The 26,081-nt window shown below is 68.0% G+C and carries 24 protein-coding genes and 1 pseudogene; 19 read left to right on the forward strand and 6 right to left on the reverse strand.

What is annotated here, in order from left to right:
* Window positions 1-124: 124 nt before the first annotated feature.
* The gene (locus AC5WJ1_RS12465) at window positions 125-580 is read left to right on the forward strand and encodes a DUF2214 family protein (protein WP_133097402.1); all 456 of its coding nucleotides are present in this window, start codon (window positions 125-127) and stop codon (window positions 578-580) included.
* Window positions 581-608: 28 nt separating this feature from the next.
* Window positions 609-1,604, forward strand: a complete 996-nt coding sequence (locus AC5WJ1_RS12470) for a tripartite tricarboxylate transporter substrate binding protein (protein ID WP_135705660.1) — start codon at window positions 609-611, stop codon at window positions 1,602-1,604.
* A gap of 114 nt (window positions 1,605-1,718) precedes the next feature.
* Here the strand turns inward: AC5WJ1_RS12470 and AC5WJ1_RS12475 are convergent, their stop codons facing one another.
* Window positions 1,719-3,500, reverse strand: coding sequence for a potassium/proton antiporter (locus AC5WJ1_RS12475; RefSeq protein ID WP_135705661.1), 1,782 nt, complete (start codon window positions 3,498-3,500; stop codon window positions 1,719-1,721).
* Window positions 3,501-3,863: 363 nt separating this feature from the next.
* Here AC5WJ1_RS12475 and AC5WJ1_RS12480 point away from each other — a divergent pair, with 363 nt between their 5' ends.
* The 3 genes from AC5WJ1_RS12480 to AC5WJ1_RS12490 all read left to right on the forward strand — a co-directional run bounded on the left by AC5WJ1_RS12480 (window position 3,864) and on the right by AC5WJ1_RS12490 (window position 6,491).
* The gene (locus tag AC5WJ1_RS12480) at window positions 3,864-4,325 is read left to right on the forward strand and encodes a tripartite tricarboxylate transporter TctB family protein (protein WP_029045514.1); all 462 of its coding nucleotides are present in this window, start codon (window positions 3,864-3,866) and stop codon (window positions 4,323-4,325) included.
* Between the two features lie 13 nt (window positions 4,326-4,338).
* A complete protein-coding gene (locus AC5WJ1_RS12485) occupies window positions 4,339-5,841 on the forward strand; it encodes a tripartite tricarboxylate transporter permease (RefSeq protein ID WP_116320835.1) in 1,503 nt (500 codons plus the stop codon).
* A gap of 176 nt (window positions 5,842-6,017) precedes the next feature.
* Window positions 6,018-6,491 (forward strand): aminoacyl-tRNA deacylase, encoded by a 474-nt coding sequence (locus tag AC5WJ1_RS12490; protein ID WP_135705662.1) that lies wholly within the window; start codon window positions 6,018-6,020, stop codon window positions 6,489-6,491.
* A 144-nt stretch (window positions 6,492-6,635) separates the two neighbouring features.
* Here AC5WJ1_RS12490 and katG read toward each other — a convergent pair whose 3' ends face one another.
* Together katG and AC5WJ1_RS12500 are read right to left on the reverse strand one after the other, a co-directional pair.
* Window positions 6,636-8,900: a catalase/peroxidase HPI gene (gene katG, locus AC5WJ1_RS12495; RefSeq protein WP_135705663.1), complete on the reverse strand. Its 2,265-nt coding sequence runs from the start codon at window positions 8,898-8,900 to the stop codon at window positions 6,636-6,638.
* 355 nt (window positions 8,901-9,255) lie between these two features.
* The gene (locus AC5WJ1_RS12500; RefSeq protein WP_135705664.1) at window positions 9,256-10,140 is read right to left on the reverse strand and encodes a LysR substrate-binding domain-containing protein; all 885 of its coding nucleotides are present in this window, start codon (window positions 10,138-10,140) and stop codon (window positions 9,256-9,258) included.
* Window positions 10,141-10,307: 167 nt separating this feature from the next.
* On the opposite strand from AC5WJ1_RS12500, the gene AC5WJ1_RS12505 reads away from it, so the two are divergent.
* The 4 genes and pseudogenes from AC5WJ1_RS12505 to AC5WJ1_RS12520 all read left to right on the forward strand — a co-directional run bounded on the left by AC5WJ1_RS12505 (window position 10,308) and on the right by AC5WJ1_RS12520 (window position 14,712).
* Window positions 10,308-11,285 carry a Bug family tripartite tricarboxylate transporter substrate binding protein gene (locus AC5WJ1_RS12505; protein WP_195427333.1) on the forward strand — a complete coding sequence of 326 codons (978 nt, stop codon included), beginning with the start codon at window positions 10,308-10,310 and terminating at the stop codon, window positions 11,283-11,285.
* Window positions 11,286-11,356: 71 nt separating this feature from the next.
* Window positions 11,357-12,982: a gamma-glutamyltransferase gene (ggt, locus tag AC5WJ1_RS12510; RefSeq protein ID WP_133097394.1), complete on the forward strand. Its 1,626-nt coding sequence runs from the start codon at window positions 11,357-11,359 to the stop codon at window positions 12,980-12,982.
* A gap of 191 nt (window positions 12,983-13,173) precedes the next feature.
* Entirely contained in the window at window positions 13,174-14,034 is an 861-nt protein-coding gene (locus AC5WJ1_RS12515; protein ID WP_195427332.1) for a PhzF family phenazine biosynthesis protein, read from the forward strand.
* A gap of 61 nt (window positions 14,035-14,095) precedes the next feature.
* Window positions 14,096-14,712 (forward strand): annotated as a pseudogene (locus tag AC5WJ1_RS12520) (pyridoxamine 5'-phosphate oxidase family protein).
* Here AC5WJ1_RS12520 and AC5WJ1_RS12525 read toward each other — a convergent pair.
* Entirely contained in the window at window positions 14,709-16,145 is a 1,437-nt protein-coding gene (locus AC5WJ1_RS12525; protein ID WP_135705668.1) for a CoA transferase, read from the reverse strand. The pseudogene AC5WJ1_RS12520 and the gene AC5WJ1_RS12525 sit on opposite strands and share 4 nt — an antisense overlap.
* A gap of 259 nt (window positions 16,146-16,404) precedes the next feature.
* On the opposite strand from AC5WJ1_RS12525, the gene AC5WJ1_RS12530 reads away from it, so the two are divergent.
* From AC5WJ1_RS12530 to AC5WJ1_RS12560, 7 genes are all read left to right on the forward strand, one after another.
* On the forward strand, window positions 16,405-18,162 hold the full coding sequence (locus tag AC5WJ1_RS12530) for a glutamine--tRNA ligase/YqeY domain fusion protein (RefSeq protein WP_135705670.1): 1,758 nt from the start codon (window positions 16,405-16,407) through the stop codon (window positions 18,160-18,162).
* Window positions 18,162-18,398 carry an RNA-binding S4 domain-containing protein gene (locus AC5WJ1_RS12535; protein WP_195427331.1) on the forward strand — a complete coding sequence of 79 codons (237 nt, stop codon included), beginning with the start codon at window positions 18,162-18,164 and terminating at the stop codon, window positions 18,396-18,398. Before AC5WJ1_RS12530 ends, AC5WJ1_RS12535 begins: the two co-directional genes overlap by 1 nt.
* A 70-nt stretch (window positions 18,399-18,468) precedes the next feature.
* Complete coding sequence (locus AC5WJ1_RS12540; RefSeq protein WP_133097389.1) at window positions 18,469-18,852, forward strand: MAPEG family protein; 384 nt, start codon at window positions 18,469-18,471, stop codon at window positions 18,850-18,852.
* A 2-nt stretch (window positions 18,853-18,854) separates the two neighbouring features.
* A complete protein-coding gene (locus AC5WJ1_RS12545; protein ID WP_195427330.1) occupies window positions 18,855-19,454 on the forward strand; it encodes a YceI family protein in 600 nt (199 codons plus the stop codon).
* Between the two features lie 99 nt (window positions 19,455-19,553).
* Window positions 19,554-19,862: a hypothetical protein gene (locus AC5WJ1_RS12550; protein WP_133097388.1), complete on the forward strand. Its 309-nt coding sequence runs from the start codon at window positions 19,554-19,556 to the stop codon at window positions 19,860-19,862.
* A 154-nt stretch (window positions 19,863-20,016) separates the two neighbouring features.
* Window positions 20,017-20,565: a YaeQ family protein gene (locus AC5WJ1_RS12555; protein WP_195427359.1), complete on the forward strand. Its 549-nt coding sequence runs from the start codon at window positions 20,017-20,019 to the stop codon at window positions 20,563-20,565.
* 73 nt (window positions 20,566-20,638) lie between these two features.
* On the forward strand, window positions 20,639-20,986 hold the full coding sequence (locus tag AC5WJ1_RS12560) for an FKBP-type peptidyl-prolyl cis-trans isomerase (RefSeq protein WP_018008195.1): 348 nt from the start codon (window positions 20,639-20,641) through the stop codon (window positions 20,984-20,986).
* A gap of 80 nt (window positions 20,987-21,066) precedes the next feature.
* Here AC5WJ1_RS12560 and AC5WJ1_RS12565 read toward each other — a convergent pair whose 3' ends face one another.
* The gene (locus tag AC5WJ1_RS12565) at window positions 21,067-21,387 is read right to left on the reverse strand and encodes a hypothetical protein (protein ID WP_133097387.1); all 321 of its coding nucleotides are present in this window, start codon (window positions 21,385-21,387) and stop codon (window positions 21,067-21,069) included.
* A gap of 267 nt (window positions 21,388-21,654) precedes the next feature.
* Here AC5WJ1_RS12565 and AC5WJ1_RS12570 point away from each other — a divergent pair, with 267 nt between their 5' ends.
* Window positions 21,655-22,434 carry a gamma-glutamylcyclotransferase gene (locus tag AC5WJ1_RS12570; RefSeq protein ID WP_135705672.1) on the forward strand — a complete coding sequence of 260 codons (780 nt, stop codon included), beginning with the start codon at window positions 21,655-21,657 and terminating at the stop codon, window positions 22,432-22,434.
* A 17-nt stretch (window positions 22,435-22,451) separates the two neighbouring features.
* A complete protein-coding gene (locus tag AC5WJ1_RS12575; protein WP_135705673.1) occupies window positions 22,452-23,249 on the forward strand; it encodes an ankyrin repeat domain-containing protein in 798 nt (265 codons plus the stop codon).
* A gap of 64 nt (window positions 23,250-23,313) precedes the next feature.
* Here AC5WJ1_RS12575 and AC5WJ1_RS12580 read toward each other — a convergent pair whose 3' ends face one another.
* Window positions 23,314-25,029, reverse strand: coding sequence for a long-chain fatty acid--CoA ligase (locus tag AC5WJ1_RS12580; protein WP_135705674.1), 1,716 nt, complete (start codon window positions 25,027-25,029; stop codon window positions 23,314-23,316).
* 199 nt (window positions 25,030-25,228) lie between these two features.
* Here AC5WJ1_RS12580 and trxA point away from each other — a divergent pair, with 199 nt between their 5' ends.
* A complete protein-coding gene (gene trxA / locus AC5WJ1_RS12585; protein WP_133092392.1) occupies window positions 25,229-26,074 on the forward strand; it encodes a thioredoxin in 846 nt (281 codons plus the stop codon).
* Window positions 26,075-26,081: the final 7 nt, after the last annotated feature.

Here is a 26,081-nt window from a genome sequence, read left to right on the forward strand (position 1 = left end):
CTCCTGACCGCGGCAGGCCAGGCCTGCCCTGCCGCAGGTGCTTTCCGGAAGTTCAGTTCCCACTGAAGTACTTTCCACGGGCCCGCGCCCCCCGCGCGGGCCTGCGCAAAGCAAAGGAGAACCCATGCTGACCGACGCCATCCTGGCCTTCCTGCATTTCCTTGCGATCTTTGTCCTGATCACGCTGATGGCCGCCGAGGCCGTGGCACTGCGCCCGGACCTGACCCCGGCCACCGTGCGGCGCCTGTCGCTGTATGACCTGTTCTATTTCCTGTCGGCGATGCTGGCGCTGGGGACCGGCCTGCTGCGCCTGTTCTACGGCGCCAAGGGCGTCGACTTCTACCTGCACAATCCGTGGTTCCACGCCAAGATGGGCGTGTTCGTGCTGATCGCGCTGTGCTCGCTGCCGCCGACCTTTGCCATCGCGCGCTGGCGCAAGCAGGCGCGCAGGCTGCCCGATTACGTGCCGCCGCCGTCCGAGATCAAGGCGGCGCGGCGCTGGGTCATGATCGAATCGCACCTGGTGATCCTGCTGCCGCTGTGCGCCGTGATGATGGCGCGCGGCATCGGGGCCCGCTAAGAATCCCAATCCCTCTGTCATCCGCAACATGCTGAAGAAACTGTTTGCCGCCGCGCTGACCGCGGCGCTGATGCCCGCCGCCGCCGCCGCGGCCACCACCGCCTACCCCGCCAAGCCCGTCCGCTTCGTGGTGCCCTATCCCGCCGGCGGCCCGCTCGACACCGTGGCGCGCGCCATCGGCGACAAGCTGCGCGACAGCCTGGGCCAGCCCGTGGTGGTGGAGAACAAGCCGGGCGCCGGCGGCAACCTGGGCGCGGACTACGTCGCCAAGCAGCCGGCCGACGGCTACACCATCGTCATGGGCGCGGTGGCCACGCATGCCATCAACCCGACGCTGTTCAGCAAGATGCCGTACGACCCGGTCAAGGACTTCGCGCCGATCACGCTGGTCGCCGACGTGCCCAACGTGCTGGTGATGCACCCCGGCAAGGCCGCCGACCTGCACATCAACAACGTGCGCGACCTGGTCGCCTACGCGCGCAAGAACCCGGGCAAGCTGGACTACGCCTCGGGTGGCAACGGCAGCGCCGGGCACCTGTCGGGCGAGCTGTTCAAGAGCATGGCGAAGATCAGCATGGTCCATATCCCCTACAACGGCGCGTCGCCCGCGCAGCTGTCGGTGCTGTCGGGCCAGACCGACCTGATCTTCGACAACCTGGCTTCGGCATCGGCCAATATCAAGGCGGGCAAGCTCAAGGCCTTCGCCGTGACCACCGCCAGCCGCGCGGCGGCGTTCCCCGAACTGCCGACCATTGCCGAGGCCGGCAAGGGGCTGGGGCTGGAAGGCTTCGATATCTCGACGTGGTTCGGCGTGTTCGCTCCGGCCAATACGCCGCGAGAAATCGTGGACAAGCTGAACCACGAGATCGTAGCGATCCTGAAGACGGACGACATGAAGGCGCGCCTGGCCCGGATCGGCGCACAGCCGGCGCCGACCACGCCCGAGCAGTTTGGGGCGTTGGTGCAGAAGGAACTGAAGAAGTATGCGCAGATCGTCAAGGTGTCGGGGGCGAAGGTGGACTGAAGTCCAAACCATCGCAGGACCAACGGCTTTGGGTGCTCCCAAGCCGCGCGAGCTAGCCCAAGCAAGGTGTTCTCCCTCTCCCGCAGGCGGGAGGGGGGAGCAAACCAACGCAAATCAAGCGCGCTCGCGGCCCGCTTCCTCCCTGCGCCGCCTCACCCACAGCTTCCCGCCGGAATCCCCCTCCAGCCGCGGCAGCAGCAATCCCACCTGCAGGATCTTCGCCCCCTCCATCCGCGTCACCGTCAGTGGCACCCCCGCGATCTCGACGCTGTCGCCCTCCACCGGCGGCGAGGTGAACACCCGCAGCATCGCCGCTTCCAGCGATAACGCTTCTTCCTCCGGCGTCAGCGCGCGCGTGCCGTAAATGGCCGCCACGTCGCCCAACGGCGCATCGCCGGACAGCAGGAAATCGTGCGAGACCTCCTCCCAGGTGGGCGCGCGCCCAGGGCTCTGGAACAACAGCGAGAGCCTCGGCAGCGTTGTCGCCGGTGCCAGCACGCTAACCGCATCGCCAGCGCGCAGTACGGTCTGATTCGGTTCGGCCAGCGCGTCGTCGCGCGCCACCGTCAGCAGGCGGCTGCGCGGCGGCAGTTCGAGCTGGTCGGCGCGCACGTTTTCCACCGGCGCGTTGGGCCCCACGCAGAACTGCATCACCTCCAGGATCGGCGCGCGCGTGCCGCGCAGCCGCGAACGCGCCACCGGCTCCGGATAGCCGGGCCGGCGCACGCGCGCCAGCCGCGCCGCGACCGATACGGTGGTGCCCTGGAACAGCAGGCTGGCCAGCACCACGGCAAAGGCGATGCGGAACAGCAAGCCGGCCTCGGGCGCCTGGCGCAGCAGCGGGAACAGCGCCAGCACGATCGGCACCGCGCCGCGCAGGCCCATCCACGCGATAAAGCCCTTCTCGCGCGCATTGAAGCGGAACGGCAGCAGCGCCACCCACACCGCCACCGGGCGCGCCACCAGCATCAGGAACGCGGCGACCGCCACCGCGGGCCCGGCCACTTCCAGGATCCGATGCGGCGCCACCAGCAGGCCCAGCAGCAGGAACATTGCCGACTGCGCCAGCCAGGCCATGCCGTCCATCGCGCGCATGACGTCGGCGGTGACCGCGCGCTCGCGGTTGCCGATCAGCATGCCGGTCAGGTACACCGCCAGGAAGCCGCTGCCGCCGGCGGTCTGCACCAGCGCGAACACCATGGCCCCGCCTGCGCACAGCAGGATCGCCTGCAGGCCTTCGGCCACGTGGATGCGCTCCAGCACACGGGCCAGGCAGTATCCCAGCGCCAGCCCAAGCACACCGCCCACGCCGAACTGCACCAGCAGGCTCATCACCAACCCCAGCGGCGTCAGCCCGCCGGGTGCGGTGACCCATTCGATCAGCGTCAGGGTCAGGAAAATCGCCATCGGGTCGTTGATGCCCGACTCGATCTCCAGCACGCTCGCGACCCGGTCCTTGAGGCGGATGCCGCTGCTGTGAAGCATCGAGAAAACCGCCGCCGCATCGGTCGAGCCGACGATGGCGCCGAGCAGCAGCCCGAGCCGCCAGTCGATACCGAGCAGCCACGCCGCGAACACGCCCACCAGCCCGGCTGTCACCAGCACGCCCACGGTCGCCAGCGACAGCGACGGCTTGAGCGCAACCCGGAAGGTGGCGAAGCGCGTGCGCAGGCCGCCGTCGAGCAGGATCACCGCCAGCGCCAGGTTGCCGACCAGGAAGCTGAGCCAGGTGTCGTTGAAGCGGATGCCGCCGGGTCCGTCCACGCCGGCCAGCATGCCGACTGCCAGGAACACCAGCAGGAACGGCACGCCGAAGCGTGCCGAGAACGCTCCCAGCACGATGCCCAGCGACATCACGATGCCACCGATCAGGATGACGTGGTCGATGCTCTCCAAGCTGCTCCTTGCGTCACGTATGGGTCCTTGCCGGAACCTTTCAAACCTTACAGGGCTTTCAGGCCGGCGCCCCCGGAGACTGCAGTACAGATGCCCGGGATGATAGCGCAGCGCCTCTCGCCGCCCCACCCGCCAGCCCGCGTCCAGACTGGCTTTGCGGACCGGCCAGGCGCCTTTTAAGCGCCATCTCACTAGGGGATACCCGAACCATGACCCTGTTTGCAGACATCTGAAAGGTAGCTGAAAGGTCGCCCCCTTAACTTCCACCCTGCCCGCAGGAGGGCCCTTCGTTGCAGACCGCATTGATGCAGGGCAACAAAGGGTCAACCGCAGATTTCAAGCGTCTTTTCGAGGAGATTCACTTTGCGCATACGTAGCCAAAAGGACTTCGCCTCCGGCCTGATGTTCATCCTGGTCGGATTCGGCTTTTCCTGGGTCGCACGCGGCTATTCCATGGGAACCGCCGCAAAAATGGGACCCGGATACTTCCCGTTCTGGCTCGGCATCGTGCTTGCCCTGCTGGGCGTGCTGGTGCTGTGGGGCTCGCTGTCTTCCAAGGCTGAGGAAGACCAGCTGGCCCGCTGGGATATCAAGACGCTGCTGTGGATTCTGGGCTCGGTGGTGCTGTTCGGCCTGCTGCTCAAGCCGCTGGGCATGGTGCTGTCGGTGCTGGTGCTGGTGCTGGTGTCGTCGATGGCCAGCCACGAATTCAGCTGGAAGGGTGCCATCCTGAACGCCATCATCCTGGTGCTGATCAGCCTGGGCGCGTTCGTGTACGGCATCAACCTGCAGATGCCGGTGTGGCCGGCTTTCCTGGCAAGCTAAGGAGGCCGCCAACATGGAACTACTCACTAACCTGGGCCTGGGCTTCTCCACCGCCCTGACCTTCCAGAACCTGGCGTACGCCTTCCTGGGCTGCGTGCTGGGCACCCTGATCGGCGTGCTGCCGGGCCTGGGGCCGCTGGCCACCATCGCCATGCTGCTGCCGGTGACCTACACGCTGCCGCCGGTGGCCGCGCTGATCATGCTGGCCGGCATCTACTACGGCGCCCAGTACGGCGGCTCGACCACGGCCATCCTGGTGAACCTGCCGGGTGAATCGTCCTCGGTGGTGACAACCATCGACGGCTACCAGATGGCAAGACGAGGGCGAGCGGGGGTGGCGCTTGCCACCGCCGGCCTGGGCTCGTTCTTCGCCGGCTGCGTGGCCACCATGATCCTGGCCGCGTTCGCCGCGCCGCTGTCGGAACTGGCCTTCAAGTTCGGCCCCGCCGAGTACTTCTCGCTGATGGTGCTGGGCCTGATCGGCGCCGTGGTGCTGGCCTCGGGCTCGCTGGTCAAGGCGATCGCCATGATCGTTCTGGGCCTGCTGCTGGGCCTGGTGGGTACCGACGTGAACTCGGGCGCAGCGCGCTTCTCGTTCGACGTGCCGGAACTGACCGACGGCCTGAACTTCGTCTCGGTGGCAATGGGTATCTTCGGCTTTGCTGAAATCATCGCCAACCTGGAGCAGAAGGAGCAGCGCGAGACCTTCACCGACCACATCACCAACCTGTTCCCGACCAAGGAAGACTTCAAGCGCATGATTCCGGCCGTGCTGCGCGGCACGGCGCTGGGCTCAGCGCTGGGCATCCTGCCGGGCGGCGGTGCCTCGCTGGCTTCGTTCGCGGCGTACTCGCTGGAGAAGAAGACCTCCAAGTACCCGCAGGAATTCGGCAAGGGCGCGATCGAAGGCGTGGCCGGTCCGGAATCGGCCAACAACGCGGCTTCGCAGACCTCCTTCATCCCGCTGCTGACGCTGGGCATTCCGCCCAACGCAGTGATGGCACTGATGGTGGGTGCGATGACCATCCACAACATCCAGCCCGGCCCGCAGGTGATGACCAGCAACCCGGCGCTGTTCTGGGGCCTGATCGCCTCGATGTGGATCGGCAACCTGATGCTGATCGTGCTGAACCTGCCGCTGATCGGCATCTGGGTGAAGCTGCTGAAGGTGCCTTACCGCTACCTGTACCCGGCCATCCTGACGTTCTGCTGCATCGGCGTGTACTCGGTCCAGAACACCACGTTCGATGTGTTCCAGACCGCGGCTTTCGGCGTGATCGGCTACCTGTTCATCAAGCTGCGCTGCGAACCCGCTCCGCTGCTGCTCGGCTTCGTGCTGGGGCCGATGATGGAAGAAAACTTCCGCCGCTCGCTGCTGCTGTCGCGTGGTGACTTCAGCGTGTTCGTGACGCGTCCGCTGTCGATGGGCCTGCTGATCGCCGCGGCGGTGCTGGTGGTGATCGTGGCGCTGCCGTCGATCAAGGCCAAGCGCGAAGAAGCGTTCCAGGAAGAATAAGCAGGACTTGCCGCCGGCCTGCGGGCCGGCTCGCAATGCAACACTGGGGGCACCGCGAGGTGCCTTTTTTTGTTGCCGGGAATTGACGCGGTGACACGCCTCCACCAGGCCCGCAGCGACCTATAGTATTAGCACCCGGACAACTGTCGCGATGAGCGCGTCGGAGGTTTGAGATCATGACCATGGCTAATACGCTGGCGAAATGCCTGAGCACCAAGCACAGCCAGTTCGACACCGTTCGGCACCCCTACAGCCTGAGCAGCATGGCCACTGCACACGCTGCACACATTCCCGGAGACCGCCTGGCCAAGACCGTCCTGCTGGAAGACGACAGCGGCTATGTCGCCGCGGTGATTCCTTCCACGCACCATTTGAAACTTGCCGAGATCCGCGAGCAGACCGGACGCAACCTGTCGCTGGCGCACGAGGATGGCGTGCGCGAAGTCTTCAGGGACTGCGACCACGGCGCGATCCCGCCGGTCGGCATGGCGTATGGCACGCAGACCTGGCTGGACGACAGCCTGCTGACGCACGCCGACGTCTATTTCGAAGCGGGCGACCACCAGGAACTGGTGCACATGAGCACCGACCAGTTCATGGAACTGATGGCCGATGCAAAGCGCGGGCACTTCGCGCACAGGATGATGTAGGGCAAAGCCATACGTCAGCAATCTGGCGGCCGGCGCGTGCCGGCCGTTTTTTTGCGCGCCGCTGTTGGTGACGACGCGCATGCCCGGCCCCCGGCACGGCATGACACCGTGACGGGGGCCGAGCTGCCGCTCAAACGGCAGGCGTCAATCCAGCAGGTCGAAGCGGTCGAGGTTCATCACCTTGGCCCAGGCCGCGACGAAATCCCTGACGAATTTTTCCTGCGCATCCTCGCTGGCATAGACCTCGCTGAGCGCGCGCAACTGCGAGTTCGAGCCGAACACCAGGTCGACACGCGTGCCGGTCCACTTCTTGTCGCCGGTCTTGCGGTCGCGCCCTTCGAACAACTCGCGCTCGTCCGACAGCGGCTTCCATTCCAGACGCATGTCGAGCAGGTTGCGGAAGAAGTCGTTGGTCAGCGTTTCCGGGCGGTCAGTCAGGACGCCATGCGCATCGGATCCGGTATGCACGTTCAGCACGCGCAGGCCGCCGATCAGCACCGTCATCTCGGGCACGGTCAGCGTCAGCAGCTGCGCCTTGTCGACCAGCAGGTGCTCCGGCGGGATGCTGTATTTCGCCTTGACGAAGTTGCGGAACCCGTCCGCCTTCGGCTCGAGCGCGGCCATTACATCCACGTCGGTCTGTTCCTGCGACGCATCGGTGCGGCCCGGCGAGAACGGCACGGTGACCTTGTGCCCCGCCTTCTGCGCCGCCTGCTCGATGGCCGCGCCGCCGGCCAGCACGATCAGGTCGGCCAGCGAGATCTTCTTGCCGCCGGATTGCGCGCCATTGAATTCGGCCTGGATCCCTTCGAGGACCTTGAGCACCTTGCCCAGTTGTCCGGGCTCATTCACGGCCCAGTCCTTCTGCGGCGCCAGCCGGATGCGCGCACCATTGGCGCCGCCCCGCTTGTCCGAACCGCGGAAGCTCGATGCCGACGCCCACGCGGTCTGCACCAGTTGCGACAGCGGCAGGCCCGAAGCCAGCACCTTCTGCTTGAGCGCGGCGACATCCTGGTCGTTGACCAGCGGATGGTCAACCTTCGGCACCGGGTCCTGCCAGAGCAGATCTTCCTGCGGGACTTCCGGGCCCAGGTAACGCGCGCGCGGACCCATGTCGCGATGGGTCAGCTTGAACCACGCGCGGGCGAAGGCGTCGGCAAGCTGGTCGGGATGCTCCAGGAAGCGCCGCGAGATCTTCTCGTACTCGGGGTCGAAGCGCAGCGACAGGTCGGTGGTCAGCATCGTCGGCCGCAGCTTCTTGGACGGATCGTACGCATGCGGGATGGTCTCGCCGCCATTCTTGGCCACCCACTGGTTGGCGCCGGCAGGGCTCTTGGTCAGTTCCCAGTCATGGCCGAACAGGTTTTCCAGGTAGCTGTTGCCCCATTGCGTCGGCGTCTTGCTCCAGGTCACCTCCAGCCCGCTGGTGATGGTATCGGCGCCCCTGCCGGTGCGGAAGCTGCTCGACCAGCCCAGGCCCTGGAGCTCGAGATCCGCGCCTTCCGGTTCAGCGCCGACGTTGTCCGCCGGTCCGGCACCGTGCGTCTTGCCGAAGGCATGCCCGCCGGCGATCAGCGCAACGGTTTCCTCGTCGTTCATGGCCATGCGCGCGAAAGTCTCGCGGATATCGTGCGCCGCGGCAAGCGGGTCCGGGTTGCCTTCCGGCCCTTCCGGGTTCACGTAGATCAGGCCCATCTGCACGGCTGCCAGCGGGTTTTCCAGGTGGCGGCCGTGGTCGGTGCGGCTGGCCTCGGCGCCATGCATGTCCTCGTCGGCAACCAGCACGCCGGCGTCGTCGTACTTACCCGCGGCACCCTTGCCGTAGCGGAGGTCGCCGCCGAGCCAGGTCTTTTCGTCGCCCCAGTACACGTCGCCGTCAGGCTCCCAGGTATCTTCGCGGCCACCGCCGAAACCGAAGGTCTTGAAGCCCATGGTCTCCAGCGCGACGTTGCCGGTCAGCACCAGCAGGTCGGCCCACGAGATGTTCTGGCCGTACTTCTGCTTGATCGGCCATAGCAGCCGGCGCGCCTTGTCCAGGCTGACGTTGTCCGGCCAGCTGTTGAGCGGCGCGAAACGCTGCTGGCCGCGCCCTGCGCCGCCCCGGCCGTCGCCGATGCGATAGGTGCCGGCGGCGTGCCAGGCCATGCGGATGAACAGCGGGCCATAGTGGCCGAAGTCCGCCGGCCACCAGTCCTGCGAGTCGGTCATCAGCGCCGCCAGGTCCTTCTTCACCGCGGCCAGGTCCAGGTCCTTGAACGCTTTACGGTAGTTGAAGTCCGGGCCCAGCGGGTTGGACTTGCCGGAATGCTGGCTGAGCAGGTCCAGCCGCAATTGCTTTGGCCACCACTCGCGATTGGTCGTACCGCCGCCGGCGGTATGCGTGAAGGGACACTTTGCTTCGTTAGACATACGTTCTCTCCTTAGGGGGACGTACTGCATACGCCTGCCGCGATGGCGTCAGCGGTCGCTCGATTGCTGTTATTGCCCGAATAGCTGTCTGACTTCGAAGATTCCCGCTCCGGCACGACTCGCCGGACGTTCTTGCAACGCAAGCCGGCTGGTTGCCGCCGGTGCGCGGACGCGCGCGGGCGCGCACCGGCGTGACGATCGGGGCGCGCGCAGGGCGAAGCCGCGCTGTCTGACTTCCGCAGCGGCTGTCCGCAACCAAAATATATGCACAGCTCGGCCCGAGGAGAATGCGATTCTGTCTATCTGGCCGATAGACCGCGCTTATGGCGCCATGGCGACCGGCTTCTGGTGCCACTCAGGCGCCAAACAGTTCGCTGCATGCCGCCCGCACCGCCGCCGTTACCTGCCCGCGCCCGTGGTCGCGCCGCTCGAGCATGCCGATGTGGCGCATGACCGGCTCGCCGTTGACCAGCAGAGGCAGGATGCGCAGCGCCTCGTCGTCGTGCCAGCGCGCGCGCCGCAGCAGCGGCACTACGGTCACGCCCACCTCCTGGCGCACCAGCTCGACCAGCGCCTCGATGGCGTTCAGCTCGAGGAACTCGTTGACCTTCAGGTGCGCGCGGCGCAGCGCGCGCTCGACCAGCACGCCGGTGCGCTGGCTGCGGTCGAAGCGCAGGTAAGGATTCCCGGCAAGCGCCTCGCGCGCATCGCGGCCGGGGCTGCCGCGTGCGGCGATCGCCACCAGCGGCTCCTGGTACAGCGGCGTCCAGCGCAGCGTGCCGGGAATCCGCGTGGCGCCTTCCACCAGGATCGCCGCGTCGAGCTCGCCGGCCTCGACCTGTGCCGCCAGCTCGATCGACTTGGCGCCGACCAGGCGCACGTCGAGCGCCGGGTAGGTGCGCTTCATGCGGGCCACCGCGTGCGACAGGCCGCCCATCACCGACACCACCGCGCCCACGGCCACGGCACCGGCCATGGCCTGGTCCGATGCCAGCGGCAGCCGCATCTCTTCGTACAGGGCGAGCAGGCGCCGCGCCTGCGGCAACAGCGCGCGGCCATCGGCATTGAGCACCGCGACGCGGCCGTTGCGGTCGAACAATTCACGCCGCAGTTCGCTTTCGAGCGCGCGCATCTGCAGGCTGACAGCGGCCTGGGTCAGGGCCACCTGGCCGGCGGCTGCGGCAAAGGAGCCCTGGTCGGCTACGGAAACGAAGGTACGAAGGAATCGGATAGTGCTCATCGGTGCCCGTGCGCGATGCTGCAAAGCTGCGTCGATACTTAAATTTTCCTTGTGACATTGGAAAGAAATATTAGCTTTCTTTGTGACCGGCGGCACGGAATAATTAAGCGGGCTCATCAATCCTTGCCCGCTGTATGCCCGCCCCAAGCCTGACTCCGGAGACAAGCATGAAATCCTGGCTGCGCCTCGCCGGCATCGCCGCTGCCTGTGGCATGTGCCTGGCCACGACGCCCGCACTGGCCGACAACTATCCCGGCAAGCCGATCCGCCTGATCGTGCCCTTCCCGGCAAGCGGCGCGACCGACCTGCTGGCGCGCGCCATCGCCCAGAAGGTAGGCACCGACATCGGCCAGCAGATCGTGGTGGACAACCGCCCGGGCGCCGGCGGCGCGATCGGTTCCGACATGGCGGCCAAGGCCGCGCCGGACGGCTACACGCTGCTGATCGCGACCACCAGCACGCACTCGATCGGCCCGTACATCAACACCCGCCTGCCGTACAACACCGAGACCGACTTCACCCCCATCGGCCAGGTGGCGATCGCCACCAACGTGCTGGTGGTGCCGAACAGCCTGCCGGTGAAGAACGTGCGCGAACTGGTCGACTACGCCAAGAAGCATCCCGGCGAACTCAACTACGCCTCCAGCGGCAATGGCACCGTGGTGCACCTGACCGCCGAGGCGTTCAAGGCGCAGGCCGGCGTGTTCATCACCCATATCCCCTACCGCGGCACCGCGCTGGCCGTGCCCGACCTGATCTCGGGCAAAGTGCAGGTGCTGTTCGACAGCATCGTCTCGGGGCTGCCGCATGTGAAGGACGGCAAGCTCAAGGCGCTGGCGGTGACCAGCGCCAGGCGCTCGCCGCTGGCACCGGAGATCCCCACGGCCAGCGAGTCGGGGCTGCCCGGCTTTGAGTCGGATACGTGGTTCGGCATCTACGGGCCCAAGGGGATGCCGGCGGACATCGTCAATCGCCTGAATGCCGAGTTCAACAACGCCATCCAGTCGCCCGAGGTCAGGGAACGACTGGGCAAGCTGGGCGCCGAGCCGGTCGGCGGCACGCCGGCGCAGTTTGCCGCCATGGTGAAGAAGGACAGCGCCCGCTGGGGCAAGCTGATCAGGGATCGCAAGATCACGGCAGAATAACGGCACCGCGAGTGCCAACGCTGCCGGCGCCCACCACGGCCCGGCCGCTTCCTGAAACGACAGACAAAGCCATGCAGAACTTCAACTGGACCAACCCCTACCCCTCCGTGCGCATCCCGCTGTTTGCGCGCAACGTGGTGTCCACCTCGCACCCGCTGGCTGCGCAGGCCGGCCTGCGCATGCTGCTCAAGGGCGGCAATGCCGTCGATGCGGCCATCGCCGCGGCGGCCGCGATCACCATCGTCGAGCCGGTATCGTGCGGCCTGGGCAGCGATGCCTTCGCCATCCTGTGGGACGGCAAGGAGCTGCATGGCCTGAACTCCTCCGGCGTGGCCCCGGCCGCCTGGAACCCGGAGTACTTCAGGAACAAGTACGGCACCGACGCCAACGGCCTGGCCAACCGCCCGATCCGCGGCTGGGACTCGGTCACCGTGCCCGGCGTGATCGCCGGCTGGGCGGCGATGCACGAGCGCTTCGGCAAGCTGCCGTTCGCCGACCTGATGGAGCCGGCGATCGAGATCGCCGAGCGTGGCTACGCCGTGCCGCCCGTGGTGGCGCACAAGTGGGCCGCCGCTGTGCCCGAGCTGAAGGACCAGCCGGGCTACGCCGAGACCTTCATGCCCAATGGCCGCGCGCCGCTGGTCGGCGAGAAGTTCACCATGAAGGCTGCCGCCGAGACGCTGCGCAAGATTGGCGAGACCCGCGGCCGCGCCTACTACGAAGGCGAGATCGCCGAGAAGATCGCCGCCTTCAGCAAGCAGTGCGGCGGCGCGATGACGCTTGACGACCTGCGCAACTATCGCCCCGACTGGGTCAAGCCGATCAGCAAGGCCTACCGCGGCTACGAACTGCACGAGATCCCGCCCAACGGCCAGGGCATTGCCGCGCTGGTGGCGCTGGGCATCCTCAGCCAGTTCGACATGGCCTCGATCCCGGTCGACTCCGTCGATTCGCAGCACCTGCAGATCGAAGCGATGAAGCTGGCCTTCGCCGACCTGTACCGCTACGTGGCCGACCCGCGCAGCATGGAAGTCACGCCGGAACAGATGCTGGATGACGCGTACCTGAAATCGCGCGCCAGGCTGATCGACATGCAGCGCGCCACGCATTTCAACTTCGGCATGCCCAAGGTGGGCGGCACCATCTACCTGACCGCCGCCGACGAGAGCGGCATGATGGTCTCGTTCATCCAGTCGAACTACATGGGCTTCGGCTCTGGCGTGGTGGTGCCGGGCACCGGCATCAGCCTGCAGAACCGCGGCGTGGGCTTCTCGATGGATCCCAGGTCCGCCAACGCCGTGGCCGGCGGCAAGCGCCCGTTCCACACCATCATCCCGGCCTTCCTGACGAAAAACGGCCATCCGGTGATGAGCTTCGGCGTGATGGGCGGCGACATGCAGCCGCAGGGCCACCTGCAGACGGTGGTGCGCATGCTGGACTACAACCAGCAGCCGCAGGCCGCATGCTGCGCGCCCCGCTGGAAGGTCAACCGCGATTTCACGCTGGACGTGGAAGGCACCATGGACCCGGCCACGGTCGCAGGGCTGAAGGCGCGCGGGCACCAGTTGAAGTCGGTGGAAGACCCGTACATGGACTTTGGCTCGGGCCAGTTTATCTGGCGCCTGTCGGACGATCCGGAGCAAGGGTACGTGGCCGCCAGCGACAGCCGGCGCGACGGGCAGGCGGTGGGGTTCTGAGCCACCAACGAAGCCAACGGTTTTGGGTGCACCCAAGCCGCCCGAGCTAGCCTAAGCAAGGTGTTCTCCCTCTCCCGCACGCGGGAGAGGGGAGCAAACCCCGCAACTGGCCCGCCCACAACCCCGCCAACTGTGCATGGCGCACCGACTCCGCCTCCGTACACTGCTCGGATGCTTCCGGAGCCCGCACCATGCCCACCTACGCCTTCCGCCTGCTCAACGTCTTCGCCGAATCTACCTTCGGCGGCAATCCCCTGTGCGTGTTCGAAGACGCGCGCGGCCTGGACGAGGCCACCATGCAGGCGCTTGCGCTGCAGTTCAACCTGTCGGAAACCACCTTTATTCTGCCGTCGGACAATGCCAGCGCGCGTGTGCGCATCTTCACGCCCGGCCATGAGATGCGTTTCGCCGGTCACCCCACGCTGGGCACCGCGCACGTGGTGCGCGAATTGGCCGGCACCGGCGACACGCTGACGCTCGAGTTCCTCGCCGGCGTGGTCCCGGTGACGGCGCAGGGCGATGTGTGGACTTTCACCGCACCGCACAGCGGCATGCCGAAGACCGCCCCGGCCGGCCTGCCCGATGCCGGGATGGCAAGCCTGCTCGGCCTGCAGGAGAGCGACCTGCTGGTGTCGCCGATGTGGGTCGACACCGGCGCCGACCAGTTGCTGGTGGCCGTGAACAGCACCGATGCCGTGGGACGCGCCAATCCCGACAGCGCGCGGCTCGACATCTGGCCGCAGAGCAGCCTGGGCCGCAAGACCGCGTACGTGTTCGCCTTCGATCCCGAACAGCCTGGCCGCGTGCTGTCGCGCTATTTCTTCGCCAAGCAGGGCGGCGGCGTGGCCGAGGATCCGGGCACGGGCTCGGCCTGCGCCAACCTCGGTGGCTGGCTGCTCGCCACCAGCCGCGCGCTGCCGGCGGAATACATCATCGACCAGGGCGAGGCCGTCGGCCGCCCGTGCCGGCTGCGCTTGTCGGTCGGCACGGACGGCGCGATCCGCGTGGGCGGCCGCGTGCTGGAGATTGGCCGCGGCACCGTGACACTCTGACCGCCCTGCGCAGCGCCGCCGGCTGCGCTACATTGTCGCTTGCCCCGCCAACCGCCCCGCCATGACCTCGCACGCCATCACCTCCCTGGCCGAACTGGAAGCGCTCTACGCCCAGCCCGCGGCACCTTCGCTGTCCAAGGAAGTTGACTACCTGCACCCGCATACCGCGCCTTTATCGAGGCCGCACCGTTCTGCCTGCTGTCGACCGTCGCCGACGACTGGGCCGAATGCTCGCCGCGCGGCGACATGCCCGGTTTCGTGCAGGTGCTGGACGAGCGCACGCTGCTGCTGCCCGACCGGCGCGGCAACAACCGCATCGACAGCCTGCGCAATATCGTGGCCGATCCGCGCGTCGGCCTGCTGTTCGTAATCCCCGGCGTCAACGAGACCATCCGTGTCAACGGCACCGCGCAGATCAGCGTCGACCCGGCGTTGATCGCGCGCTGCGTGGTCGACGGCAAGGCACCGACCACGGTGCTCGTGATCACGGTGCAGTCGGTGTTCTTCCAGTGCGCCCGCGCGCTGATCCGCTCGCGCCTGTGGTCCGCGGACGCGCAGGTCGCACGGCAGACGCTGCCGAGCAACGGCAAGATCCTGGCCACGCTGAGCGAGAACGCCATCGACGGCGCCGCCTATGACCGCGAGCTGCCCGAACGGCAGCGTAATACTCTGTACTAGCGCGGCAGCCACTCCGGCGCGTGCGTGCCGAGCGGCTCGGACGGCAGCGTCCAGCGCGCCGGCGTCCCGGACAGCAGCGCCGCGTGGCGCACCACGGTCAGCATGCCGAAGCCGGACGGCACCGCTTCGAGCAGGTCGGCGACATCGTCGATCTTCTGCTCGGGCGCCTTCAGCCCCTGCGGCACCCGCCCCAGCCCGCGCAGCCACTGCCCCACCTGGGCCAGCGACACGCGCACGTGCCAGCTGCCGCCTTCCAGCGCGCGCCGGTGCAGCGCGGCCATCGCGCCGAATGCCAGCAGGTAGCCCGCGGCATGATCCAGCACCTGCGCCGGCAATGGCCGCGGCGTGTCGCTGCCGGCCGCTTCGGCCTCGGCGTGGTTGAAGCCGGTGGCGGTCTGCACCAGCGAATCGAAGCCGCGCTTGTGCGCCCACGGCCCCACGTGGCCATACGCGCTCAGCGACACGTAGACGATGCCCGGCCGCGCCCGCGCCGCGGCTTCCGCGCCCACGCCCAGCTCGGCCAGGCCGCCGGGCCGGTAGCCCTGCACCATCACGTCGGCACCGTGGAGCAGCTTGTGCAGCGTGCGCTTGTCATCAGGGTCGCGCAGGTCGAGCTGGCAGCTGCGCTTGCCGCGGCCGGTGTCGATCACCAGCGGCGCGATCGACGGCAGGTGCGCGGAGGTTACCAGCAGCACGTCCGCGCCATGCGCGGCCAGCGTGCGCCCGGCGACCGGGCCGGCGATGATGCGGGTGAAGTCGAGCACGCGCACCCCCGACAGCGGCCGCGCATCGGCAGACGTTGGCGCCGGCCATGGCTGTGGCGGCGCATCGCCGATGCGCTCGAGCGTCACCGGCGGCAGGCCGCGCAGCGCCGCGGCCTGCGGATGGCGGTCCCATTCGTCGAAGCTGCGCAGCGCAGCGACCACCAGGCCGGCGTCGGACGCGGCGGTTTCGAACGTTTCGGCTTCCCACTTTTCCAGCGCCGCCTGCACCGCCGCCTTGTCATAGGCGCAGCCCAGCAGGCGCAGCACGCCATCGCGGTGATGCGGGAAATTGGTGTGCAGCCGGACCCAGCGGCCGTCGCCGCAGCGGTAGGTGCCGGCAATCTTGTCCCACAGCTCCGGCGCGGGACCGCCGTCGACGCGCAGGTAGCGCTCGCTGCGGAACTCGGTGATCGCGTGGCGCATGTCGACGCTGACGTCCTGCCAGCGGCCGCTGCGGCCCTGCCACAGCGTGGCGGCGGCCAGCGCCGACGCGGCCAGGCTGGCCTGCGCCGCGGTCCCCACGGCAAAGCTTGAAGGCAGCACCGGCTCGGCGCCGTCCAGGCGCAGATGGGCCAGCGCCTCCGCGGGCAGGCCGGCATCGCGCCACAGCGCGGCAACGACATCGTGGGGCATGGGCGGCACTTGTGCCGCATCGGTGTGGGCGTTCATGGGCGTTCCTGCTGCGGTGAAGGACTGGCGGCCGTGGCCGGCCGGCACGGGTCTCCATGCTACTCCGACGCGTCACTTTCGGTGCGGCCAACCGGCGCCGGCAACCGACAAACCATAAATGAGCCGATGCTCACCGCGTGCGGCGCCGCCGGCACGGTAAAATCCCGGTATTGGCATTCCGCCACGCAATCTGACGACCCGACCGGCCACCGTATCGATCCAACCCGTCGATCCATCCGGCCGGCCAACCGGCGCCACCATGAGCCACGACAACAAGCCTACCGACAGCACCCCAGCCGCCTCCAACTTCCTGCGGAGCATCATCGACCAGGACCTCGCCGCCGGCACCTATGCCGGCCGCCAGGACAAGCAAGGCGAGCCGCTGCCGACCGTCATCACCCGCTTTCCGCCGGAGCCCAACGGCTATCTGCATATCGGCCATGCCAAGAGCATCTGCCTGAACTTCGGGCTGGCGCGCGACTATGGCGGCCGCTGCCACCTGCGCTTCGACGACACCAACCCGGTCAAGGAAGACACCGAATACGTCGATTCGATCATCGACGCCGTGCACTGGCTCGGCTTCTCCTGGGACAGCGAAGGCAAGGACGGCCAGAAGCAGCCGCACCTGTACTACGCCAGCGACTACTTCGACCAGCTCTACGCCTTTGCCGAGACGCTGATCGAGCGCGGCGCCGCCTACGTGGACAGCCAGTCGGCCGAACAGATCGCCGCCAGCCGCGGCAACTTCTCCGAGCCGGGCAAGCCCTCGCCCTACCGCGACCGCACCGTCGAGGAAAACCTGCAGCTGTTCCGCGACATGCGCGCCGACAAGTACGGCGACGGCGAGCACGTGCTGCGCGCCAAGATCGACATGACCGCGCCCAACATCGTGATGCGCGACCCGGTGCTCTACCGCATCCGCCACGCGCATCACCACCGCACGGGCGACAAGTGGTGCATCTATCCGATGTACGACTTCACCCACTGCATCTCGGACGCGCTGGAGAATATCTCGCACTCGCTGTGCACGCTGGAGTTCGAGAACAACCGCCCGCTGTATGACTGGGTGCTGGAGCACCTGCGTGACGCCGGCGTGTTCCGCGACCCGCTGCCGCACCAGTATGAGTTCGCGCGCCTGAACCTGACCTACGCCATCACCAGCAAGCGCAGGCTCAAGCAGCTGGTCGACGAGAACCGTGTCGACGGCTGGGACGACCCGCGCATGCCCACGCTGGTCGGCGTGCGCCGCCGCGGCTATACGCCGGAATCGATCCAGCTGTTCTGCGACCGCGTCGGCGTGGCCAAGGCCGACAGCTGGATCGACATGAGCACGCTCGAAGGCGCGGTGCGCGACGACCTGGACGGCCGGGCCGCGCGCGGCGTGGCCGTGCTGGACCCGCTCAAGCTGGTCATCGACAACTACCCCGAAGGCCAGAGCGAGGAATGCTCGGCCCCGGTCCATCCGAAGAAGCCGGAACTGGGCAAGCGCGTGTTCCCGCTGTCGCGCGAACTGTGGATCGAGCGCGAGGACTTCAACGAGACCCCGCCCAAGGGCTATTTCCGCCTGTTCCCGGGCAACAAGGTGCGCCTGAAATACGGTTACGTGGTCGAGTGCACCGGCGTGGACAAGGACGCCGACGGCAACGTCGTCGCCGTGCATGCCAACTACCTGCCCGATACCAAGAGCGGCACGCCGGGCGCCGACAGCGTCAAGGTCAAGGGCGTGATCCACTGGGTCAGCGCCGCGCACGGCTACGAGGCCGAGGTGCGCCTGTATGACCGCCTGTTCAACGACCCCAACCCGGACGCCGGCGGCAAGAACTTCCTGGACGCGCTCAATCCCGATTCCAAGAAGGTGGTCACAGCCTACCTGGAGCCGGGCCTGCGCGAGGCGCAGCCGGAAGACCGGTTCCAGTTCGAGCGCCACGGCTACTTCGTTGCCGACCGCAATGATTCTCAGCCGGGCAAGCCGGTCTTCAACCGCATCGTCGGGTTGAAGGACAGCTGGGGCAAGTGATGGGCAAGGCAACTCCGGTGCAGACCATCACCTTCCCGCTCGAGGGCGAGTTCATCGCCCTTAACGACCTGCTCAAGCTGGCTGGCGTGTGCGACAGCGGCGGCGCCGGCAAGGCGCTGGTCGCCTCCGGCGAAGTCTCGGTGGACGGCGCGCCCGAATCGCGCAAGACTGCGAAGATTCGCGCCGGGCAGGTGGTGGGCCTGGCGGGCATCGAGATCCGCGTGGTCGCCGCCTGACCGCGCTACCGGCCGCAGCGGCCGCCCCGGCTGCTGCGGCTGCGGCCCTGCAACGGAAAGGACCGAAACCATGCCGATCGCGTTCTGGTGCGTTTTGCTGGCCGGCGTGCTGCCGCTCGCCACGGTAGCCATCGCCAAGGCCAGCGCGCCCGGCTTCGACAACCATGACCCGCGCGGCTGGCTCGACAAGCAGACCGGGCGCGCGCGGCGCGCCGACCTGGCGCACCGCAACCATTTCGAGGCCTTCCCCTTCTTTGCCGCGGCGGTGCTCACCGCCAGCTTCCTGCAAGCGCCGCAGGCGCGCATCGACGAACTGTCGATGGTCTTCATCCTCACCCGCATCCTCTACACCGTGTGCTACCTGACCGACCGGGCCACGCTGCGCACGCTATGCTGGACCATCGGGTACCTGTCGGTGGTGGGGATTTTCCTGCTGCCGGTGTTCGTGCACTAGCCATGTCGGCAGCCGTTCGCCTGCTGGCAGCCGTTGCGATCGCCATGCTGTGCAGCGCCGGCGCCGGCGCTGCACCGGTGGAATACACGCTCGACCCGGTCCACACCACCGTCTATTTCGGCGCCAGCCATTTCGAGCGCAGCTCGGTGCGCGGGCGCTTCGGCAAGATCGACGGCCGCATCGTCTATGATGCCGACAGCGGTGCAGGCGCGGTCGACGTGACCGTCGACCTGGCCTCGGTCGACACCGGCAACCGCACGCTCGACGGCGTGCTGCGCTCGGCACAGTTCTTCGATATCGCGCAGTTTCCCGTGGCGCGGCTGCGTGCCGATCGCTTTATCAGCGACGGCGGCCGGCTTGTGGCGGTCGAGGGCGAGTTGAGCCTGCACGGCGTCACCCACCCGGTGCGGCTGCAGGCCGAGCGCTTCCGCTGCGGCGAGGTCACGATGTTCGGCGTGGCGCGGCAGGTGTGCGGCGGCGACTTCCGCGCCGAAGTCCCGCGCAGTGCCTTCGGCATGACCCGCTTCCTGCCCGATGCGGGCGACATCGTGACGCTTCAGGTGGCGATAGAGGCATCGCCGGCGGCCAGCCCCGCGCGCTAGCCCAACGCGTCACCTCCGGCGCAGTTTTCTCTTGTAGAATCAGCGCTTTGCTCAATCCCTGCCACGCCGCCGCGTGTGCGGCAACGCGAGACAGAGACCATGTTCGAGATCCATTCCGGCGACATCGTCGCAGCCGCCCTGGCCGCCGCTGGCGCCTGCCTGCTGTGCAGCATTCCGGGCGAATTCCTGCGCCGCTTCCCGCTGTGGGCGGTGCGCACCTACGGCCGCGGCGCCCTGCTGATGCCGTTCCTGGCGATGATGGTCGGCACCTGGCTGTTCCGCCTCGGTGTGGCCGGCCAGCTCGATACCGATGCCGGCCAGGCGCTGGTGGTGGCAGCCGGCTTCCTGGCCACGCTGCTGCTGTCGGCGCTGCTGCGCTTCTACCTGAAGGAATACCGCAAGCGCTGAGGTCGTTCCCCAGCCGCGTCCCTGGCCGGCCATTTGTGCCGGCTGGCCCACCTTGCCCTGCCCACGCGCATACGGCGGCGCCGCCGAATCGCGTATGATGCGGCCTTTCGCGTACCGCGCCACCGCGCCCGGACGCAGCCGCACACCTCACTTCATGGCGCTCAAGTCCACCATCTTCAAAGCCGAGCTGGCCGTCTCCGACATGGACCGGCCCTACTACGGCAGCCACAGCCTCACCATCGCCCAGCATCCGTCCGAGAATGACGCGCGCATGATGGTGCGCGTGCTCGCCTTCGCCTGCGAAGCCACCGAGTCGCTGGCCTTCACCCGCGGCCTGGATGAGCCCGACGAGCCCGACCTGTGGGACAAGCGCCTGACCGGCGATATCGCCCACTGGGTCGAGCTGGGCCAGCCCGACGAAGCGCGCCTGAAGCGCGCCGCCGCCCGCGCCGAGCGCGTGACCGTGTACACCTACAGCGGCGCCAGCGCGCGCGAGTGGTGGAAGGGCATGGCGGGCAAGGCCGGCAAGCTGCGCAACGTCACCGTCTACAATGTCCCGACAGAAGCGGTCGACGCGCTCGCCGCGCTGGCGCAGCGCGCGATGCGCCTGTCGGTGACGATCCAGGACGGCGATATCTGGGTCGCCGACGACGACCGCAACGTGCAACTGCGACTGGACGTGCTGCAGCGCGCCCAGGATTGAACGAGGCGGCCACCGCCGCGCTCCCGATTCACCTCGACTGGTCCCTGCCAGTTTTCATCGGAAGGAAATCACCATGCAAACCACGCCCTCTGGCCTGCAATACGAAGACACCACCGTCGGCTCTGGCGCCGAAGCCACCGCCGGCAAGCACGTCACCGTGCACTACACCGGCTGGCTGTACGAGAACGGCCAGGCCGGCCGCAAGTTCGATTCGAGCAAGGACCGCAATGACCCGTTCGTGTTCCCGCTGGGCGCCGGCCACGTGATCCGCGGCTGGGACGAAGGCGTGCAGGGCATGAAGGTCGGCGGCGTGCGCCGCCTGGTGATCCCGGCCGACCTCGGCTACGGTGCGCGCGGCGCTGGCGGCGTGATTCCGCCGAACGCGACGCTGCTGTTTGAAGTGGAACTGCTGGCGGTCTGATCGCCGCCACGTCGCTCCCGCGCGGGCGGGAGCGACAAAACGGGCGCGCGCCGCGCGCCTCGTTAGCGGACTCAGCGGACTCAGAAACCGATGGCGGCATTGCCGACATCGACGCGGACCTTGTCGCGGTCCAGCAGACGCGCCGCATGGCGCGCATAGTCCTGCGCCCAGGCAGGATCGCCGGAGAAGCGCGCTTCTCCGGAAAACTTGGCGACGTTCAGGATCTTGTCGATCACCAGCACCTTGCCGACCGGGCTCGACGCCTGGCAATCGAGTTCGGTGTACTCCCGGTCGAACCAGCGCCACGCCGCATCCTCGCCGACCGCGGCCAGCTCGTCCGCGCCGATCGTGAAGTCATACTCCTTGCCGCTGCCGAACACCACCGTAAGCGTACGCGCCATCGCAGGTTCCTCCTGGTCGGATTGAGGCTCCCATTGTAAAGACTGCCCGCCACCGCGGGCCAGCAAAACGCTCCGGGCTGACGGCGGACAAGCGTGCGCGTGCATGCATCGATCCGGCATCACGCCGGGTAGCAAGGCCGCCACGCGGCCGCGACCGTTGTCCAGCGCCCACAACGCTGCCGCCGGCTCAGGCATTTCCGGGAAAAACTGGCAGTTATGTCATTTTCCCCACCTGCCCGGGACGCAGCTTTGATTTATGCTTGCAGCATGGCCATTACGCGACAGGACCTCGAATCCGACCGGCTGCGCACCTCGCTGTGCAGTACCCCGGTCGCGTCCTCGCTGTTGCCCGAGCACGTGCTGGAGCAGTCCCTCTGCGACGCGCTGGCATGCAAGCCCGAAGACCCCGCGCTCGGCGGCGATGTCTGGGTGTTCGGCTATGGCTCCCTGATCTGGAACCCGATGGTGGTGCACACCGAGCGCCGGCGCGCGACCGTGCATGGCTACCACCGCGGCTTCTACCTCTACTCCCGCATCAACCGCGGCACCTGGGACAATCCGGGGCTGGTACTGGGCCTGGATCGCGGTGGCTGCTGCCACGGCATGGTGTTCCGCATCCCCAGCCACGTGGTCGAGCAGGAATTCCGCGTGCTGTGGCGCCGCGAGATGCTGACCGGCGCGTACCACCCGCGCTGGCTGCGCATCCGCACCGGCGCCGATGGCGATCAGGGCCCCGGGCAACGCGCCCTGGCCTTCGTCATGAACCGCACGCACGAGTCCTACGCCGGCCGGCTGCCGGACACCAGCGTGGTCGAGCGGCTTCGCCACGCCGCCGGACTGTACGGCCCGGCGCGCGAATACCTGCAGCAAACCCTGCTGGGGCTGGCCACCAACGGCGTCGATGACCCCTATCTGGGGCGGCTGTGGCGCCAGCTCCAGGCGGACGATGCGGCCGATGCCGAAAGCGCCGCCGCCCAGGCTGGCGCGGCCGGCACCCGCACGGACGACGTCCCGCCCTTGCCGGACCGGCCTCGCGAAACCGTCTGAGCCGAGGAGTTCCCGCCATGACGCGCCCCGCCGCCCGCAGCCGCAGACAGGTACTCAACGAGATGCTGGGCCTGATGGGCTTGCTGGTGGGGGGCAGCCTGCTGGCGGCGCAGGGCGGCCAGACCCTGGCGGCACGGCCCGGGGCCGGCGGCGCCAGCCAGCCCGGCGCCGCGCAGCCGCGCGGCACGGCGCGCGCACCGCTGCGCAGCGACGGCCTGAGCGCACTCGACCGCAATTTGATCACCGCCGCCAGCATCGGCGACCAGGACATGGTGGCGCGCCTGCTGGCCGCGGGCGCCACCGCGCGCGCTGCCGACGAACGCGGGCGCAGCGCGCTGCTGGCCGCCGTGCAGAGCCGCCACGTCGAAGTCGCGCGGATGCTGATGCTGGCCGGCGCGGACGTGAACCACAAGGACGCCGACGCCAACAGCCCGTTCCTGCTGGCCGCCACCAGTGGCCAGGCCGAGATCGTCCGGCTGGCGCTGGCGCATGGCGCGGACCTGGCCAGCACCGACCGCTACGACGGCACCGCACTGATCGGCGCGAGCCAGCAGGGCCATGTGGAAGTGGTGAAGCTGCTGCTGAAAGCGGGCATTGCCGTCGACCACGTCAACAACCTGGGCTGGACGGCTCTGCTTGAAGCGGTGGTGCTGGGCGATGGCAGCACGCGCTACGAGGAAACAGTGCAGTTGCTGCTGGATGCCGGCGCCGACGCCAACCTGGCCGACCGCGAAGGCGTGACGCCGACCCGCCATGCCCGCGAGCGGGGATACAAGACGATGGTGAAGATGCTGATGCGAGTGCGGGGGCATTGAGCCTCGCCCCGTGGCGGTTCGCCAGCAATGGGAACCCGCCCCGGGCATAGGCTGGCGGCGCAGATCAGGCCGCCGCGGGCTTCTGCTCTGCCACGGCTCGCGCGTTCTCGCTCTCCTGCAGTTGCCGCCACATCACCTTGCCGGTCCCCGACTTGGGCAGCGCGTCCACGAACTCCACCACCCGCGGATACTTGTACGCGGCCATGTTCTCCTTGGCCCAATCGATGATCTCGTCCGGCGTGGTCTTGCCCTTGGCATGGGCGCGCAGCACCACCACCGCCTTGACGGTCTCGCCGCGGTACGGGTCGCGGGTGCCGATGATGCAGGCCTCCTGCACGTCGGGATGCTTGTACAGCAGGTTCTCCACCTCGGCCGGCCATACCTTGAAGCCCGACGCGTTGATCATGCGCTTGAGGCGGTCGGTGATGAAGTAGTAGCCCTCCTCGTCCATGCGCCCGAGGTCGCCGGTGCGGAAGAAGGTCTTGCCCTCGAACTCGATGAAGGACTCGCGCGTGGCGTCTTCCTTGCCCCAGTAGCCCTTGAACACCTGCGGGCCGCTGACGATGATCTCGCCGATCTCGTTGGGCGGCAGTTCCCTGAGCGTGACCGGGTCGATCACGCGGGCGTCGGTGTTGAAGGTCGGCACGCCCAGGCACTGCAGCTTGGGCCGGTCCGACGGGTTGCTGTGCGTCGGCGCCATGGTCTCGGACAGGCCGTAGCCTTCCAGGTAGTGCAGCCCGAACTGCTCGCGCAGGCGCTCGGCCACGGCCTGCGGCATGGCCGCGCCGCCGCCGCCGATATAGCGCAGGCTCGACAGGTCGAACTGCGCCAGGTTGGGGCTGGCCAGGAAGTCGATCACCATGGTCGGGATATTGGTCCAGTGCGTGACCTGGTAGCGCGAGATCAGGCGGCCGGCCACCTCGCGGTCCCAGCGCGGCAGCATCACCACGGTGGCGCCGCTGTAGATCGGGCCGTTCATGCCGTACTGCATGCCGGTGACGTGGAACAGCGGCAGCACCGACAGGATCACCGACTCGGCGCCCGAACCCGACCAGGTCGCGCCGCCGACAATGTTGTGCATGACCGAGCGGTGCGTATGGATGCAGCCCTTGGGAAAGCCGGTGGTGCCGGAGGTGTACGGCATCACCGCCATGTCGTCGGGCCCGGCAGTATGCGGCCCCGGCTGCAGGCCTGCGGCCAGCGCCTCGGCCCATGCGGTCGCGCCGGCGGGCAGCGCGTGCGGCGTGGTCAGCCACGCGGGCGGCGCGTCTTCGGGGTGCTCGTGCGTGGGCGGCAGCGCGTCGGCGTACTGCGTCACCAGCAGGTGCTGCAGGCGCTCGGCCGGCGCCAGTTCCGCCACGGCCTGGTCCACGCCGGCGGCCAGGTCGGCGGTGCAGATCGCCACGCGCGCCTGCGCATCGGTGACGTAGTGCTTGAACTCCTCGGCGCGGTTCATCGGGTTGACCGGCACCACCACGGCGTCAGCGCGCAGGATCGCGTAGTAGCTGATGATGAACTGCGGGCAGTTCTGCATGTACAGCAGCACCCGCTCGCCCTTCTTCACACCCGCCTTCTGCTGCAGCCATCCGGCCAGCGCGGTGGCCTGCGCTTCCAGTTCGCGGAAGGTGATGGCGTTGCCGAAATAGCGGATCGCCGCCTTGTCGGCATAGCGCAGCGCGGACACTTCCAGGTTGTACCAGAGCGACGTCTCGGGCAGCACGATGGCGGTCGGCAGGCGCCTTGGCCAGAACTGGAAATGCGGGCGAGCTGGGTTCTGCATGAAACGTCTCCTGTGCGTCGGTCTTCGGACCGGGTCTGTCGGTATGGTCAAGGACTATAACTGAACGATCGTTCTATTTTCAACCGGTGACTTTCCCGGACGCCGGCGAGCGGCTACGGCCGAACACAACGGGCAGCCGTTGTATTTGGCGCCTTCGCCCTCACAATAGAGGGATCTCCGCCTCTTTCCAGGATTGTTCATGAGCGACGTCAACCTGCAGAATTTCGAGACCGAAGTGATCGACGCCTCGCACCAGGCGCCGGTGCTGGTCGATTTCTGGGCGCCCTGGTGCGGCCCCTGCCGCACGCTGGGCCCGATGCTGGAACGGCTGGAGGCAGAAGCCGAAGGCAGCTGGAAACTGGTCAAGGTCAATGTCGACGAGAACCAGGAGCTGGCCGCGCATTTCGGCGTGCGCAGCATCCCCCATGTGGTGGCGATCGCCGACGGCCAGGCCGTGGACCAGTTCACCGGCGTGCTGCCGGAATCGGGGCTGCGCGAGTTCCTGGGCCGGCTGGCGCCGGGCCAGGCCAGGTCGCCGCTGGCCGAGGCGCAGGAACTGGCCGCCGCCGGCAACCGCGACGGCGCCGAGACCCTGTTCGCCGACGCGATTGCCGCGGACCCGGAATCCGACGCCCCGCGGCTGGCCTATATCGGCTTCCTGCTGGACGGCAACGCCGTCGACCGGGCCAGGGCGGAATTCGCGGCGCTCTCGCCGCGCGCCGAGCATGAAGATGGCTACGGCGCCCTGCGCACGCGCATCGAAGCCATGGAAAACGCCGCCGGCCTGCCCGATGAGGCCACCCTCACCGGCCGCATCGCCGCCGATCCGCGCGACCTGGCGGCCCGGCTGGACCTGGCGCGGCTGATGATCGCGCGCCAGCAATACGAGCCGGCGCTGGAGCAGCTGCTGGCGATCGTGCGCACCGACCGCGGCTTCGAGGACGATATCGGCCGCAAGACCATGCTGTCGGTATTCGAGATGCTGGCCGACCGGCCCGAAGTGGTGTCGCGCTGGCGCCGCCAGCTGAGCACGTCGCTGAACTGAGCGGGAG

It is taken from the genome of Cupriavidus sp. MEYA8 (assembly GCF_059278825.1).